11 protein-coding genes are annotated in these 14,090 nt (G+C 73.4%); 8 read left to right on the plus strand and 3 right to left on the minus strand.

The features are described 5' to 3' along the window. The first annotated feature begins 90 nt into the window (after positions 1 to 90). A complete protein-coding gene (locus tag IAG42_RS15770) occupies positions 91 to 348 on the plus strand; it encodes a hypothetical protein (RefSeq protein ID WP_188337627.1) in 258 nt (85 codons plus the stop codon). On the opposite strand, the gene IAG42_RS15775 is transcribed toward IAG42_RS15770, so the two are convergent. Continuing rightward, positions 321 to 977 (minus strand): HAD family hydrolase, encoded by a 657-nt coding sequence (locus IAG42_RS15775; protein WP_394811219.1) that lies wholly within the window; start codon positions 975 to 977, stop codon positions 321 to 323. The genes IAG42_RS15770 and IAG42_RS15775 overlap by 28 nt on opposite strands. 80 nt (positions 978 to 1,057) lie before the next feature. Between IAG42_RS15775 and IAG42_RS15780 the strand changes: the two genes are divergently transcribed. The 4 genes from IAG42_RS15780 to IAG42_RS15795 are packed head-to-tail and all read left to right on the plus strand — an operon-like array spanning position 1,058 to position 4,968. Then, on the plus strand, positions 1,058 to 2,062 hold the full coding sequence (locus tag IAG42_RS15780; protein WP_188337629.1) for a FecCD family ABC transporter permease: 1,005 nt from the start codon (positions 1,058 to 1,060) through the stop codon (positions 2,060 to 2,062). Further along, entirely contained in the window at positions 2,059 to 3,117 is a 1,059-nt protein-coding gene (locus tag IAG42_RS15785; protein WP_188337630.1) for a FecCD family ABC transporter permease, read from the plus strand. Before IAG42_RS15780 ends, IAG42_RS15785 begins: the two co-directional genes overlap by 4 nt. Further along, positions 3,114 to 3,950, plus strand: a complete 837-nt coding sequence (locus tag IAG42_RS15790; RefSeq protein WP_188337631.1) for an ABC transporter ATP-binding protein — start codon at positions 3,114 to 3,116, stop codon at positions 3,948 to 3,950. Before IAG42_RS15785 ends, IAG42_RS15790 begins: the two co-directional genes overlap by 4 nt. Before the next feature lie 34 nt (positions 3,951 to 3,984). Then, positions 3,985 to 4,968 carry an ABC transporter substrate-binding protein gene (locus IAG42_RS15795; RefSeq protein WP_188337632.1) on the plus strand — a complete coding sequence of 328 codons (984 nt, stop codon included), beginning with the start codon at positions 3,985 to 3,987 and terminating at the stop codon, positions 4,966 to 4,968. Between the two features lie 7 nt (positions 4,969 to 4,975). Here the strand turns inward: IAG42_RS15795 and IAG42_RS15800 are convergent, their stop codons facing one another. Next, positions 4,976 to 5,959, minus strand: a complete 984-nt coding sequence (locus IAG42_RS15800; RefSeq protein WP_188337633.1) for a hypothetical protein — start codon at positions 5,957 to 5,959, stop codon at positions 4,976 to 4,978. A gap of 279 nt (positions 5,960 to 6,238) precedes the next feature. Here IAG42_RS15800 and IAG42_RS15805 point away from each other — a divergent pair, with 279 nt between their 5' ends. Both IAG42_RS15805 and IAG42_RS15810 read left to right on the plus strand, forming a co-directional pair. Next, positions 6,239 to 8,695, plus strand: a complete 2,457-nt coding sequence (locus IAG42_RS15805) for a helicase C-terminal domain-containing protein (protein ID WP_188337634.1) — start codon at positions 6,239 to 6,241, stop codon at positions 8,693 to 8,695. A 64-nt stretch (positions 8,696 to 8,759) separates the two neighbouring features. Next, the gene (locus tag IAG42_RS15810) at positions 8,760 to 10,403 is read left to right on the plus strand and encodes a DNA repair helicase XPB (protein WP_188337635.1); all 1,644 of its coding nucleotides are present in this window, start codon (positions 8,760 to 8,762) and stop codon (positions 10,401 to 10,403) included. Between the two features lie 269 nt (positions 10,404 to 10,672). On the opposite strand, the gene IAG42_RS15815 is transcribed toward IAG42_RS15810, so the two are convergent. Beyond that, positions 10,673 to 12,940: a heavy metal translocating P-type ATPase gene (locus IAG42_RS15815; RefSeq protein ID WP_188337636.1), complete on the minus strand. Its 2,268-nt coding sequence runs from the start codon at positions 12,938 to 12,940 to the stop codon at positions 10,673 to 10,675. Positions 12,941 to 13,134: 194 nt separating this feature from the next. On the opposite strand from IAG42_RS15815, the gene IAG42_RS15820 reads away from it, so the two are divergent. Then, positions 13,135 to 14,064 (plus strand): hypothetical protein, encoded by a 930-nt coding sequence (locus IAG42_RS15820; RefSeq protein ID WP_188337637.1) that lies wholly within the window; start codon positions 13,135 to 13,137, stop codon positions 14,062 to 14,064. The last annotated feature ends 26 nt before the right edge of the window (positions 14,065 to 14,090 follow it).

Genomic DNA, 14,090 nt, shown 5'->3' on the forward strand with positions numbered 1-14,090 from the left:
AATCGCTCTGGACAGCAGTACAGCGGGTCGCGACCGACCCGCCTCCACCAAGACTATGGGTCCCTGTGCGCTGGGAACTACCCTGGCCGGGTGCGTGACAAAACCCAAACCAATTCCCGTTCGAGCCAGTCCGGGCCCGGCGACGGCCTCGTGAAAGCGGGCGGCATCGTCTTCGTCGTCGGCGCGGTCGCGACGCTCGTGACGATGGCCCCGCTGTTCCTGCACAGCGACCCGTTCCCGCCCGTCGCCTACGCGGTGTGCATGCTGATGGGCGTCGGCTTCCTGCTGGCCGGTGCCGGGGTCCTGAAGGGCATCGCGGCTCAGCGGCGCGCGGCCCGCTCCGTGTAGCTCTCCAGCCACGCGGGGAACGCGGTGAGGTCGGCGAGCACGACGTCCGCGCCGGCCGCCCGCAGCTCCTCGGCCGAGCAGGGCCCCGTCGTCACGGCGACGGACAGCGCCCCCGCCGTGCGGGCGCCCCGCACGTCGCCGGTGTGGTCGCCCACGTAGACGCTCGCGCCGTGCTCGCGCAGCGCCTCCCCCTTGCCCTCGGCCCACAGGTCGCCGATGACGGCGTCCGCGTCGATGCCGAGGTGCGCGAGGTGCAGCTTGGCGTTGGGCTCGTACTTGGCCGTGACGACGATCGCGCGGCCGCCCGCCGCGTGCACCGCGGCCATCGCCTCGTGCACGCCGGGCATCGGCAGCGTCCCCTCGATGGCGTGTGTGGGATACATCTCACGGTAGAGGTCGGCCATCTCCGCGATCTGCTCGGCCGGGAACCAGTGGGCGAGCTCGTCGACCAGCGGCGGGCCGAGCCGGCTGACGACGAGGTCCGCGTCCACGTACGTGCCGGTCCGCTCCGTCAGGGCGCGCCAGGTGGCGTGGATGCCGGGCCGCGAGTCGATCAGGGTCATGTCGAGGTCGAAGCCGACGACGGGGCCGGTGTGCGCGGGGTTCTCAAGGGCAGCCATGGGGGCCATTGTGCCCGGGCATACGATGAGCCCGGCATCCCATACTTAGCCAAGCCTTACCAATCACACCGTCCGGAGAGAGCCCGCCCATGCCCGTCAGACGCCGCGCCACCCGGGTCGCCGCACTCGTGGCGGCCGCCGCGGCGCTGGCCCTCGCGGTGCTGCTCAGCCTCGCGGTGGGGGCCCGCCCGATCGCGCCGTCCGCCGTGTTCGACGCCCTGCTGCACGGCGGGCACAGCAACGCGGCCGAGGTGGTGCGCGGGCTGCGGCTGCCGCGCACGCTCGTCGGCCTGATGGTCGGCGCGGGCCTCGCGCTGGCCGGCACCGTCCTGCAGGGCATCACCCGCAACCCCATCGCCGACCCCGGCATCCTCGGCATCAGCCAGGGCGCCTCGGTCGGCGTCGTGCTCGCCATCGCCTACCTCGGCATCCACACGCTGACCGGATACGTGTGGTTCGCGTTCGCCGGGGCGGGCATCGCCGCCGTCGCCGTCTACGCGATCGCCTCCAGCGGGCGCGGCGGGGCGACCCCGGTGAAGCTGGCGCTCGGCGGCGCCGCGATCAACGCGCTGCTCGTCTCCGTCACCACCGCGATCCTCACCACGAAGGCCTCCGCGCTGGACGAGTTCCGGTTCTGGCAGGTCGGCTCGCTGTCCGGCCGGGACGCGGAGCTGGTCGGCCAGGTGTGGCCGTTCCTGCTCGTCGGCGCCGTCCTCGTGCTGTCCGTCGCCCGCGGGCTCGACGCGCTGGCGCTCGGCGAGGACGTCGCGAAGGGGCTCGGGCAGCGGGTGGCGACCGTACGGATCGTCGGCGGGCTCGGCGCGACCGTGCTCACCGGTGTCGGTGTGGCCGCGGCCGGGCCGATCGCGTTCATCGGGCTGGCCGTGCCGCACATCGCCCGCGCGCTCGTCGGCTCCGACCACCGCTGGCTGCTGCCCATGGCCGCGCTCGTCGGACCCGTGATGCTGCTGGTCTCCGACACGGTGGGCCGCGTGGTCTTCCCGCCGAGCGAGGTGCCGGCGGGCGTGATGACGGCGCTCATCGGGGTGCCGTTCCTCGTGGCGCTCGTGCGCCGGAAGGCGGTGCCCGCGTGAGCGCGATCGCCGGGGTCCGCCCGGCCGGATACACGGTCGTCCGCGCGGGCCGGGCCCGTTTCCTGCTGCACCGCAGGGCGGCGGTCGTGGCCGTCGTCCTCGCGCTGCTGCTCGCCGCGGGCGCTCTCGCGTACCTGTGCGTGGGCGAGACGTTCACCAGCCCCGTCGAGGTGCTCAAGGTCCTCACCGGGCAGCCGTCGCCGGACGAGCTGGTCGTGGGCACGCTGCGCGAGCCGCGGATGGTCGTCGGCCTGCTCGTCGGGGTCGCGTTCGGCGTCGCGGGCGCGCTGATCCAGACCGTCGCCCGCAACCCGCTCGCCAGCCCCGACATCATCGGCATCAGCCAGGGCGCGAGCGCCGTCACCGTCGCCGCGATGACCTTCGGCCTCACCTCGTACACCGTGCTGCCGTACGTGTCCGTGGCCGGTGGGCTGCTCGCCGCCGCGCTCGTCTACGTGTTCGCGTGGCGCGGCGGACTGCACGCGACGCGCTTCGTGCTCATCGGCATCGGCTTCGCGATCGCCCTGCGCTCGGTCACGACGCTGTTCATGACCAAGGGCGACTACCTCGTCGCCCAGCAGGCGCAGATCTGGATGACCGGCTCGCTCAACGGGCGCGGCTGGGCGGAGGCCGCCCCGCTCGCCTGGACCCTGCTGATCCTCGCCCCCGCCGTGGCATGGGCGGCGCGCGCCCAGCGGACCGTCTCCATGGACGACGACACCGCGACCGCGCTCGGCGTACGGCTCGGCCGGGTGCGCCTCGGGCTCGTCGCGCTCGGCGTCGTCCTCGCGTCCGTCGCGACCGGCGCCGCCGGGCCCGTCGACTTCGTCGCGCTGCTCGCCCCGCAGATCGCCCGGCGCCTCACCCGCACCGCGCAGATCCCGCTGCTCTGCTCCGGACTGCTCGGCGCGCTGATCGTCGTCGTCGGCGACCTGCTGGCCCGGCGCCTGTTCTCACCGACCGAACTGCCCGTGGGCGTGCTCACGGCCGCGGTCGGCGCCCCGTACCTGATCTGGCTGATCATCCGCTCCCGTCGTCCCGGAGGCACTTCATGAGCCGGCTCTCGGCCCGCGACCTGACCCTCGCCTACGAGGACCGCACCGTCGTGCACGACCTCGACCTGGCGGTGCCCGACGGGCAGGTCACGGTGATCGTCGGCCCGAACGCGTGCGGCAAGTCGACCACGCTGCGGGCGCTCGGCCGGCTCCTCAAGCCGGCCGGCGGCTCCGTCCTCCTCGACGGCAAGGCCCTCGCCGAACTCCCCACCAAGAAGATCGCCCAGCGGATCGGGCTGCTCCCGCAGAGCCCCGTCGCGCCCGAGGCGATCACCGTCGGGGACCTCGTCTCGCGCGGGCGCCAGCCGCACCAGAGCTGGTGGCAGCAGTGGTCCGAGGCGGACGAGAAGGCCGTCACGGAGGCCATGGAGCGCACGGACGTCGCCGCGCTCGCCGACCGGAACGTCGACGAGCTGTCCGGCGGGCAGCGCCAGCGGGTCTGGATCGCGATGGCGCTGGCCCAGGAGACGGACATCCTGCTCCTGGACGAGCCCACGACGTTCCTGGACATCGCCCACCAGGTGGAGGTCCTGGACCTGGTCCGCCAGCTCAACCACGACCGCGGCCGCACGATCGCCGTCGTCCTGCACGACCTGAACCAGGCGGCCCGCTACGCCGACCACCTCGTCGCCATGAAGTCCGGCCGCATCGTCGCCGAGGGTCCCCCGGCGGAGATCGTCACGGAGTCCCTGGTGAAGGAGGTCTTCGGCCTCACGTGTGTCGTCGTCCCCGACCCGGTCACCGGCTCCCCGCTGGTGGTGCCCGGGACGCCGTGGAGCGCGGCCCTCCCTCTGCGACCCGCCCCGACGAAAGCGGTACCCGGCAACAATTGACCGACCGGCAACGGCGCTGACCCGAAAGGCACACATGAACGCCTCCCTCACGCACCGCGGCACAGTCATCGGCACCCTCGTCCTCGCCACGGCTCTCGCCGTGTCCTCCTGCACGTCCTCCGACCCGGCGGAGGAGAAGAAGCCGGGCGCGGACCCGAACGGCACCCACACCGTCAAGACCGCGATGGGCCCCGTCAAGGTCAAGAACGCTCCCCGGCGCGTCGTCGTCCTGGACACCGCCGAGCTCGACTCCGCGCTCACTCTCGGCGTCACCCCCGTAGGAGCCACCCGCGCCGGCGCCGAGAGCACCTTCCTGTCGTACCTCCCGAAGGCGCGGACGAAGGGCATCACCGAGGTCGGCGAGATCGCCAACGCGAGCCTGGAGAAGATCGCGGGGCTCAAGCCCGACCTGATCCTCAGCAGCAAGGTCCGCGACGCCCAGCGCTACAAGCAGCTCAGCGCCATCGCCCCGACCGTCCTCACCGAGTCCACCGGCTACCCCTGGAAGCAGAACTTCCTGGTGCACGCGGACGCCCTCGGCAAGAAGCCCGAGGCCAAGGCCGCCGTCAAGAAGTACGAGGAGCACGTGGCCGCCGTCACGAAGTCCCTGGGCGGCAAGGCGAAGGCGGCCCGCACGGACGTGAACGTCGTCCGCTTCGTCGAGGGCGCCGACATCCGCATCTACGGCAAGCAGAACTACATCGGCACGATCCTCGCCGACCTGGGCCTGGGCCGCCCCGCGATCACCGACAAGGCGAAGGACGGGTTCGCGTACGAGGTGAGCCCCGAGCAGATCGACAAGGCGGACGCGGACGTCGTCTTCACGTCCACGTACGGCAACCCGGGCAAGGCGAAAGTCACGCAGACCACGACGAGCGGCCTGTGGCAGAACCTGAAGGCCGTCAAGAACGGCAAGGTCTTCCAGGTCGACGACGAACTGTGGATCCAGGGCATCGGCTACACCGCGGCGAACCAGATCCTCGGCGAACTCCAGTCCGACCTGGCCGACGTGTCGTAGGGCCGCCTCAGCGCTGCCGCCGGGAACGCCACACCAGGTACAGCGCGGAGGCGATCGCCGCGCCCCGCAGCACCCACGGCCAGGTCTCGCCGAGCGCCGCGCTCATCCGGCCGTCCGCGACGGGCTCGCCCCAGCGGCCGTCGGTCCGGCCCCAGAGCCAGACGATCCCGGCGGCCGCCGCGGCCCCGGGCAGCACGAACACCGCCCACTTCTTCTGGCCCTCGGTCAGCCGCCGTGACAGGAAGACGACCGCCCAGCCGATCAGCAGGACGAGGATGTTGCCGAGGACGGCGCCGACGACGAGGACGAGCGCGGCGAGCATCAGTACGGGGTTGGCGAGGCCCCCCGCGGGCGCCGCGAGCCGAGGCAGACCGCGCCGCTTGCGCGGGGCCGCCTCCTCCGTCTCCTCCTCGGCTTCCGGCTCCTCGTCCTCAACGGGCTTCTTGCGCAGGTCGGGCCGCTTGTCGCCGGGCCTGGGGGGCGGCTTGAGGAGCTCGGGGATCTCTACGCCGCCGACGAACCCGGGCACGCTGTCCGACTCGCCGAGCGGCATCGCGCCGCCCTCGCCGAGCCGCCACCAGTCGGTGTCGCCGCCAGGCGTGCCGAGTTCGTCGGTGCCGGCGAGGTGCGGGGGCGACGGGGCGGGGTCCTCCGGTCCGGGGGCCGGGGTGCGGCGCGGGCGGGGCATCCTGCGGCGCGGGGCGGCCGCGCCGGGCTGCTCGGGGACGGGGCGGGTGAGGGTCTCGGCGGGGTCGGGGGCGGTGCCGTCCTGGGCGCCGGTGACGATGTCGTCGGGGCTGCCGAGGCGGTCGATGATGCGGCGCACCGCGGCCGGGCTGTCGACGGTCACCTTGGCGCGGCGCTTGTCGATCTCGCCGCGCAGCTCCGACACCAGTCGCATTCTCGTCGCCGACGGCAGCTGACGCTGCTGGGCCAGGTCCCCGACCCGGCTCAGATAGTCGAAGACGATCTGATCGCTCTCAATCCCCACGAAGTCCCCTCCGGGGTCCGCACTTTGACGCCCCGACGGTACCCGTTCCCAGGGCTTGATTTCGGCTCTCCCGCCGTGGGGGCTGGTCGCGCAGTTCCCCGCGCCCCCGAAAAGCAGACGCTTCGCGTCGCATTTCCCCGACGAAGGCTGCGCGCAGCGCATGCCTTCAGGGGCGCGGGGAACTGCGCGAGAAGCCCCACCGGCCCGCAGGCGGCGACGGAACCGCAACCCGTGACGGCGTAGACCCGCGGAGCGACCCGCACCGCTAACGTGGGTCAGATGAGCCCGAACGCGCAGACCCCGGCGACCACCAGTCCCCGCTCCCTCGCGGAAGCGCTGCGCGCCGGGACGGACGAGGACCTGGCCCGCCTGCTGCGCGCCCGCCCCGACCTCCTCGGCCCGGTGCCGAACGACCTGACCCAGCTGGCGACCCGCGCCGGCACCCGCGCCTCCGTCATCCGCGCCCTGGACCGCCTCGACCGCTTCACCCAGCAGGTCGCCCAGGCCCTGGCGATCGCCCCGGACCCGGCCCCGTACACCGCCCTGCACGCCCTGCTGCCCGGCGACGACGCCTCCGCCGCACTGCCGGGCGCCGTGGCGACCCTGCGCGAGCAGGCCCTGGTGTGGGGCGGCGACGACCAGCTCCGTCTGGTCCGCACGGCCCGCGAACTGCTCGCACCCAGCGCCCAGCACCCCTCCCCCACCGGTCTCGGCCCGACCGTCGCGGAGGCCACCTCGGGCATGTCGCCGACCCGGTTGCAGGAGATCGTGGCGACGGCCGGGCTGCCCTCGACGCACGACCCGGTGTCGGCGGTGGCGGCGCTGACCGAGCTGTTCACGGCGCAGGACCGGATGGGCGCCCTCCTGGACGAGGCCCCGGCCGAGTCCGTCGACGTACTGAACCGGCTGGTGTGGGGCCCGCCGTACGGGCAGGTCACGGCCCGCCCGGCCGCGCACCTGCGCTGGCTCCTCGACCGGGGCCTGCTGCTGCCGACGAGCCCCGGCACGGTCGTGCTGCCGCGCGAGGCGGCGCTGCACCTGCGCGGCGGCCGGGCGCACCGGGTGCTGGAGCCGCTGCCGCCGGAGGTCGCGGCGAAGGCGACGCACCGTCCACAGGTTGTGGACGAGACGGCGGCCGCCGAGGCGTACACGGCGCTCGCGACGGTCGAGGAGCTGCTGAAGGACTGGGACGAGGGCGGCCCGGCGGTGCTGCGCGCGGGCGGTCTGAGCGTGCGGGACCTCAAGCGGACGGCCACGGCGCTGGACACGTCGGAGCAGACCGCCGCGTTCTGGGTCGAACTGGCCTACGCGGCGGGCCTGGTGGCGTCCGACGGCGAGGCCGACGAGCGGTACGCGGCGACGCCCGCGCTGGACGAGTGGCTGGAGCTGCCGCCGGCCGAGCGCTGGGTGCCGCTCGCGGCGGCCTGGCTGACGGCGACCCGGACGCCGGGCCTGGTCGGCGGCCGGGACGGCAAGGACCGCACGCTGTCGGCCCTGGGCCCGCACCTGGACCGTTCGGCGGCGCCCGAGGTGCGCCACCGCGTCCTGTCCCTGCTCGCGGACCTGCCGCAGGGCGCGGCCCCCGACCCGGAGTCGGTCGTCGCCCGCCTCGCGTGGGAGCGCCCCTCCCCCGGCGCCCTGGAACTGCGCGGCAACCTGGTCCGCTGGACCCTCGCCGAGGCCGAACTCCTCGGCATCACCGGCCGCGGCGCCCTCTCCACCCACGCCCGCGCCCTGCTCACCCTCGAGGCCGCGGACGGCCCGGGTCACACCCCCCTCACCCCCGCCGAGGCGGCCGTCACCGCCGCGCGGGCCGGGAAGGTGCTGGCCCCGCTGCTGCCGGAGGCGCTCGACCACGTCCTGCTGCAGGCCGACCTGACGGCCGTCGCGCCGGGCCCGCTGGAGCGGCCGCTCGCCGACGCGCTGTCCGTGCTCGCGGACGTCGAGTCGAAGGGCGGAGCCACCGTGTACCGGTTCACGCCGGGGTCGGTGCGGCGGGCGCTCGACGCCGGGCGCACCGCGTCCGACCTGCACGCCTTCCTCGCCGCGCACTCCCGCACCCCGGTCCCGCAGCCCCTCGCGTACCTCATCGACGACGTGGCCCGGCGCCACGGCCACCTGCGGATCGGCGCGGCGAGCGCCTACGTGCGGTGCGACGACGACGCCATGCTCGGCGAGATCCTCGCCGACAAGCGGGCCGCGGGCCTGCGCCTGCGCCGCCTCGCCCCGACCGTGCTCGCCGCACAGGCCGACCCCGGCACGCTTCTGGAGGGCCTGCGCGCCATGGGCTTCGCGCCCGCCGCCGAGACCCCCGAGGGCGATGTCCTGATCACCCGCGCGCACGCCCGCCGCACCCCGCCCCGTACCGCCCCCGAGCCCGTCCCGGACGGCCCGCCGCTGCCCGACGGCACGCTCCTGGACGCCGCGATCCGCGCCATCCGGGCGGGCGACCGCGCCGCGACGACCCCGCGCAAGTCCGCCCCGGAGCGCCCCGCGGACGGCGAACTGCCACGCACCGGCGCCGCCGAGACCCTCGCCACGATGCAGGCCGCGGTGATGACCGGCGAGGCCCTGTGGATCGGCTACGTGAACGCGGAGGGCGCCGCCAGCCAGCGCGTCATCGCCCCGATCCGGGTGGAGGGCGGCTTCGTGACCGCGTACGACCACACCGCCGACGAGGTCCGCACGTACCCCCTGCACCGGGTCACGGGCGTGGCCGAGCTTTCCGGGGAATGAGCCGGGTGCGGCACACTGGACGTTTGGCCACACCGGGCCACGCCCTTCCAGAAAGGTGCCGCGCGTGAACGGACCTCTCATCGTCCAGTCGGACAAGACGCTCCTGCTGGAGGTCGACCACGACCAGGCCGACGCCTGCCGTCGTGCGATCGCCCCGTTCGCCGAGCTGGAGCGGGCGCCCGAGCACATCCACACGTACCGGGTGACCCCGCTCGGGCTGTGGAACGCGCGGGCCGCCGGGCACGACGCGGAGCAGGTCGTCGACGCGCTCGTGCAGTTCAGCCGGTACCCGGTGCCGCACGCGCTGCTCGTCGACATCGCCGAGACGATGGACCGCTACGGCCGGCTGACGCTGAGCAAGCACCCCGCGCACGGTCTCGTCCTGACCACCACGGACCGGCCCGTCCTGGAGGAGGTGCTGCGCTCCAAGCGGGTCGCCCCGCTGGTCGGCGAGCGGATCGACCCGGACACGGTCGTCGTGCACCCCTCCGAGCGCGGCCAGATCAAGCAGACCCTGCTGAAGCTGGGCTGGCCGGCCGAGGACCTCGCCGGGTACGTGGACGGCGAGGCGCACCGCATCGACCTCGCCGAGGACGGCTGGGCGCTGCGCCCGTACCAGAAGCAGGCCGTGGAAGGCTTCTGGCACGGCGGCTCCGGTGTCGTCGTGCTCCCCTGCGGCGCCGGGAAGACGCTGGTCGGCGCGGGCGCGATGGCGGAGGCCAAGGCGACGACGCTGATCCTCGTGACGAACACGGTGTCGGCCCGCCAGTGGAAGCACGAGCTGGTGAAGCGGACCTCGCTGACCGAGGACGAGATCGGCGAGTACAGCGGCACGAAGAAGGAGATCCGGCCCGTCACGATCGCGACGTACCAGGTCCTGACGACGAAGCGGAAGGGTGTCTACCCGCACCTGGAGCTGTTCGACTCCCGCGACTGGGGTCTGATCGTCTACGACGAGGTGCACCTGCTGCCCGCGCCGGTCTTCAAGTTCACCGCCGACCTGCAGGCCCGCCGCCGGCTCGGCCTCACCGCGACGCTGGTGCGCGAGGACGGCAAGGAGGCGGACGTCTTCTCCCTCATCGGGCCGAAGCGCTTCGACGCGCCGTGGAAGGAGATCGAGGCGCAGGGCTACATCGCCCCGGCGGACTGCGTCGAGGTCCGGGTGAACCTGACGGACTCCGAGCGGCTCGCCTACGCGACGGCCGAGGCCGAGGAGAAGTACCGCTTCTGCGCGACGACCGCGACGAAGCGGAAGGTGACGGAAGCGCTGGTGAAGAAGTTCGAGGGCCAGCAGATCCTCGTCATCGGCCAGTACATCGACCAGCTCGACGAGCTGGGCGAGCACCTCGACGCCCCGGTCATCAAGGGCGAGACGTCGAACAAGGAGCGCGAGCGGCTCTTCGACGCGTTCCGCAACGGCGAGATCAACGTCCTCGTCGTCTCCAAGGTCGCGAACTTCTCGATCGACCTGCCGGAGGCCACGGTCGCGATCCAGGTGTCGGGCACGTTCGGCTCCCGCCAGGAGGAGGCCCAGCGGCTCGGCCGCGTCCTGCGTCCGAAGGCGGACGGCCACCAGGCGCACTTCTACTCGGTCGTCGCCCGCGACACGATCGACCAGGACTTCGCGGCGCATCGCCAGCGGTTCCTGGCGGAGCAGGGGTACGCGTACCGGATCATCGACGCGGACGATCTCCTGGCCGGCAAGTAGGCACCCCGCACCTGCTCGGGGGCTTGAGTTCGGCTCTCCCGCCGCGGGGGCTGGTCGCGCAGTTCCCCGCGCCCCTGAAATGCATGGCGCTTCGCGCCGCATTTCCCCGATGAAGGCTGAACGGCGAAGCCGTTCGCCTTCAGGGGCGCGGGGAACTGCGCGAGAAGCCCCACCGGCCCGCACCCGGCGACGAAATCGCGACCCGCAACGGCGCAGAGCCCGGGGGCGCGGTCACTTGGACCGCGCCCCCGGGCTCACTCGTCACCCGGTCAGAACCCCGGCTTGAAGCGGCGCAGGCGGAGGCTGTTGCCGACGACGAAGACCGAGGAGAAGGCCATGGCCGCTCCGGCGATCATCGGGTTGAGCAGGCCGGCCGCGGCCAGCGGAAGCGCCGCCACGTTGTAGGCGAAGGCCCAGAAGAGGTTCGAGCGGATCGTGCCGAGGGTCTTGCGGGACAGCCGGATCGCGTCGGCCGCGGAGCGCAGGTCACCGCGGACCAGGGTGAGGTCACCGGCCTCGATGGCGGCGTCGGTGCCGGTGCCCATCGCGAGCCCGAGGTCGGCCTGGGCGAGCGCGGCGGCGTCGTTGACCCCGTCGCCGACCATGGCGACCGAACGGCCCTCGCCCTGGAGGCGCTTGACGACGTCGACCTTGTCCTGGGGCAGGACCTCGGCGATGACGTCCTCCGGCGCGATGCCGACCTCGGCGGCGACGGCGCGGGCCACCGCCTCGTTGTCGCCGGTCAGCAGGACCGGGCGCAGACCCAGTTCGCGGAAGCGGCGGATCGCGTCGGCGCTGGTGTCCTTGACCGCGTCGGCGACCTCCAGGACGGCGCGGGCCTCGCCGTCCCAGGCGACCGCGATGGCCGTACGTCCGGCCGCCTCGGCCTCGGCCTTGGTGCGGGCCAGTCCGACCGGCAGGTGGATCTCCCACTCCTTGAGCAGCGCCTCGCGGCCGACGAGGACGGCGTGGCCGTCGACGACGCCCTGGACGCCGAGCCCCGCGATGTTGGCGAAGTCCTCGGGGGTGGGGAGCTTGCCGACCCGCTCGGCGGCGCCGGCGGCGACGGCCTGGGCGATGGGGTGCTCGGAGGAGTGCTCCAGGGCGCCGGCCAGGCGCAGCACGTCGTCCTCGGTGACGCCGTCGGCGGTGTGGGTGGCGAGCAGGGTCATCTTGCCGGTGGTGACGGTGCCGGTCTTGTCGAGGACGATCGTGTCGACCTTGCGGGTGGTCTCCAGGACCTCGGGACCCTTGATCAGGATGCCGAGCTGGGCGCCGCGCCCGGTGCCGACCATGAGGGCGGTCGGGGTGGCGAGGCCGAGGGCGCAGGGGCAGGCGATGATCAGGACGGCGACGGCGGCGGTGAACGCGGCGGTCCAGCCCGACCCGTTGCCCAGCCAGAAGCCGAGGGTGGCGACGGCGAGGGCGATGACGACGGGGACGAAGACGGCGGAGATCTTGTCGGCGAGGCGCTGGGCGGCGGCCTTGCCGTTCTGCGCGTCCTCGACGAGCTTGGCCATGCGGGAGAGCTGGGTGTCCGCGCCGACCCGGGTGGCCTCGACGACGAGGCGGCCGCCCGCGTTGAGCGTGGCGCCGGTGACGGCGTCGCCGGTCGCGACCTCCACGGGCACGGACTCGCCGGTGAGCATGGACGCGTCGACGGCGGAGGAGCCCTCGACGACGATGCCGTCGGTGGCGATCTTCTCGCCGGGGCGGACCAGGAAGCGGTCGCCGACCTTCAGCTCGCTGACGGGGATGGTCTGTTCGTGCCCGCCGTCGTGGAGGACGGTGACGTCCTTGGCGCCGAGTTCGAGCAGGGCCTTGAGCGCGGCGCCGGCCTTCCTCTTGGAGCGGGCCTCGAAGTAGCGCCCGGCGAGGATGAACGCGGTGACGCCGGCGGCGGCCTCCAGGTAGATGTTCCCGGCGCCGTCGCTGCGGGCGATGGTCAGCTCGAAGGGGTGGGTCATGCCGGGCTCGCCGGCGGTGCCGAAGAACAGCGCCCACAGGGACCAGACGAACGCGGCCGTGGTGCCGACCGAGATCAGCGTGTCCATCGTCGCGGCGCCGTGCCGGGCGTTGGTGAAGGCCGCCTTGTGGAAGGGCCAGGCGGCGTACGTGACGACGGGCGCGGCGAGGGTCAGCGAGAGCCACTGCCAGTACTCGAACTGGAGGGCCGGGACCATCGCCATCGCGATGACCGGGAGGGCCAGGGCGACGGCCGTGATCAGGCGCTGGCGCAGCGGGCGCAGCTCGTCGGCCTCGGCCGCGGGGACGCCTTCGGCGTCCTGGGCGGCGGCGGCCGGCGGGGTGGGCTCGTGCGCGGTGTATCCGGTGGCCTCGACGGTGGCGATGAGGTCGGCGACCTCGATCCCGTCGGCGAAGGCGACCTTCGCCTTCTCGGTGGCGTAGTTGACGGTCGCCTCGACGCCGTCCATCCGGTTCAGCTTCTTCTCGATACGGGCGGCGCACGACGCGCAGGTCATGCCGCCGATGGCGAGTTCCACCTGTTCGGTCGGGGCGACGGTGTGCGCCGACATGGTGCCTCCTCGGTGACGGTGTCCCGGTCGTCCGGGCCGGTACCCGGGGCGGGTACCCCTCGTTGAGATCCATTTATACCCCTGGGGGGTATCGAGCGCAAGCCTCGCCCCGGCTTGACTTAATACCCCCCAGGGGTATCTTCGTAGCTATAGGTCTCACCAGAGCCCGAGCAGCCACGCACTCAGGAGTCGTCATGCGCACCGGACTGAAGATCACGGCCTTCGCTGCCGCCGTCGCCGCCACGTTCGGCACCGCGTACGGGGTGGGCAGCGGGGTCGCCCCCGTGACCGCCGGGGAGAAGCCGGCCGCGCACGACGCGGAGCACGCGGGCGGCACGGAGAAGGGCGGGGAGACGGGGAAGGAGGACGTCGGCCACGGAGGCCACTCCGAAGGGGCGGCGGAACCGGCGGCCGCGGCCGCGGAGGTGCCCGGCGGGCTCCAGGTCTCCGAGCGCGGCTACACGCTGGACCTGGCGCAGGACCGGCTGCCCGCGAAGAAGGGCGAGATCCGCTTCACCATCCGCAAGGACTCCACCGGCAAGCCCGTGACCTCGTACAAGAAGGAGCACGGCAAGGAGCTGCACCTCATCGTCGCCTCGCGGGACCTCACCGGGTACCGGCACCTGCACCCCGTGCGGGCGGCGGACGGCACGTGGTCGACACCGGTCTCCCTGCCGAAGTCCGGCGACTACCGCGTCTTCGCCGACTTCACCCCGGCCGGCGAGAAGGAGGGGCTCACCCTCGGATCGGGCCTCGGGGTCGCGGGGACGTACAAGCCGGCGAAGCTGCCGGAGCACGCGGGGACCGCGCGCGTCGCGGGCGGCTACGAGGTCCGCCTGGAGGGCGAGCTGAAGCCCGGAGCGGAGAGCGAACTGACCCTGAACGTGTACCGGAACGGCAAGCCCGTCACGGACCTGGAGCCCTACCTCGGGGCCTACGGGCACCTGGTCGCGCTGCGCTCGGGCGACCTGGCCTACCTCCACGTTCACCCGCACGACGGCAAGCCCGGCCCCGGCGTCACGTTCACCGCGAGCGTGCCCAGCACCGGCACGTACCGGCTCTTCCTGGACTTCAAGCACGACGGGGAGGTCAGGACGGCTGCGTTCACCGTGCATGCGGCGTAGGCTGGTCCGCAATATTGGACTAGACC

The organism is Streptomyces xanthii (assembly GCF_014621695.1).
GTDB lineage: Bacteria > Actinomycetota > Actinomycetes > Streptomycetales > Streptomycetaceae > Streptomyces > Streptomyces xanthii.

Coding starts and splice junctions, on each gene's coding strand:
- IAG42_RS15775 (WP_394811219.1), bottom strand. CDS start 977: ATGGCCCCCATGGCTGCCCTTGAGAACCCCGCGCACACCGGCCCCGTC.
- IAG42_RS15780 (WP_188337629.1), top strand. CDS start 1,058: ATGCCCGTCAGACGCCGCGCCACCCGGGTCGCCGCACTCGTGGCGGCC.
- IAG42_RS15790 (WP_188337631.1), top strand. CDS start 3,114: ATGAGCCGGCTCTCGGCCCGCGACCTGACCCTCGCCTACGAGGACCGC.
- IAG42_RS15795 (WP_188337632.1), top strand. CDS start 3,985: ATGAACGCCTCCCTCACGCACCGCGGCACAGTCATCGGCACCCTCGTC.
- IAG42_RS15805 (WP_188337634.1), top strand. CDS start 6,239: ATGAGCCCGAACGCGCAGACCCCGGCGACCACCAGTCCCCGCTCCCTC.
- IAG42_RS15815 (WP_188337636.1), bottom strand. CDS start 12,940: ATGTCGGCGCACACCGTCGCCCCGACCGAACAGGTGGAACTCGCCATC.
- IAG42_RS15820 (WP_188337637.1), top strand. CDS start 13,135: ATGCGCACCGGACTGAAGATCACGGCCTTCGCTGCCGCCGTCGCCGCC.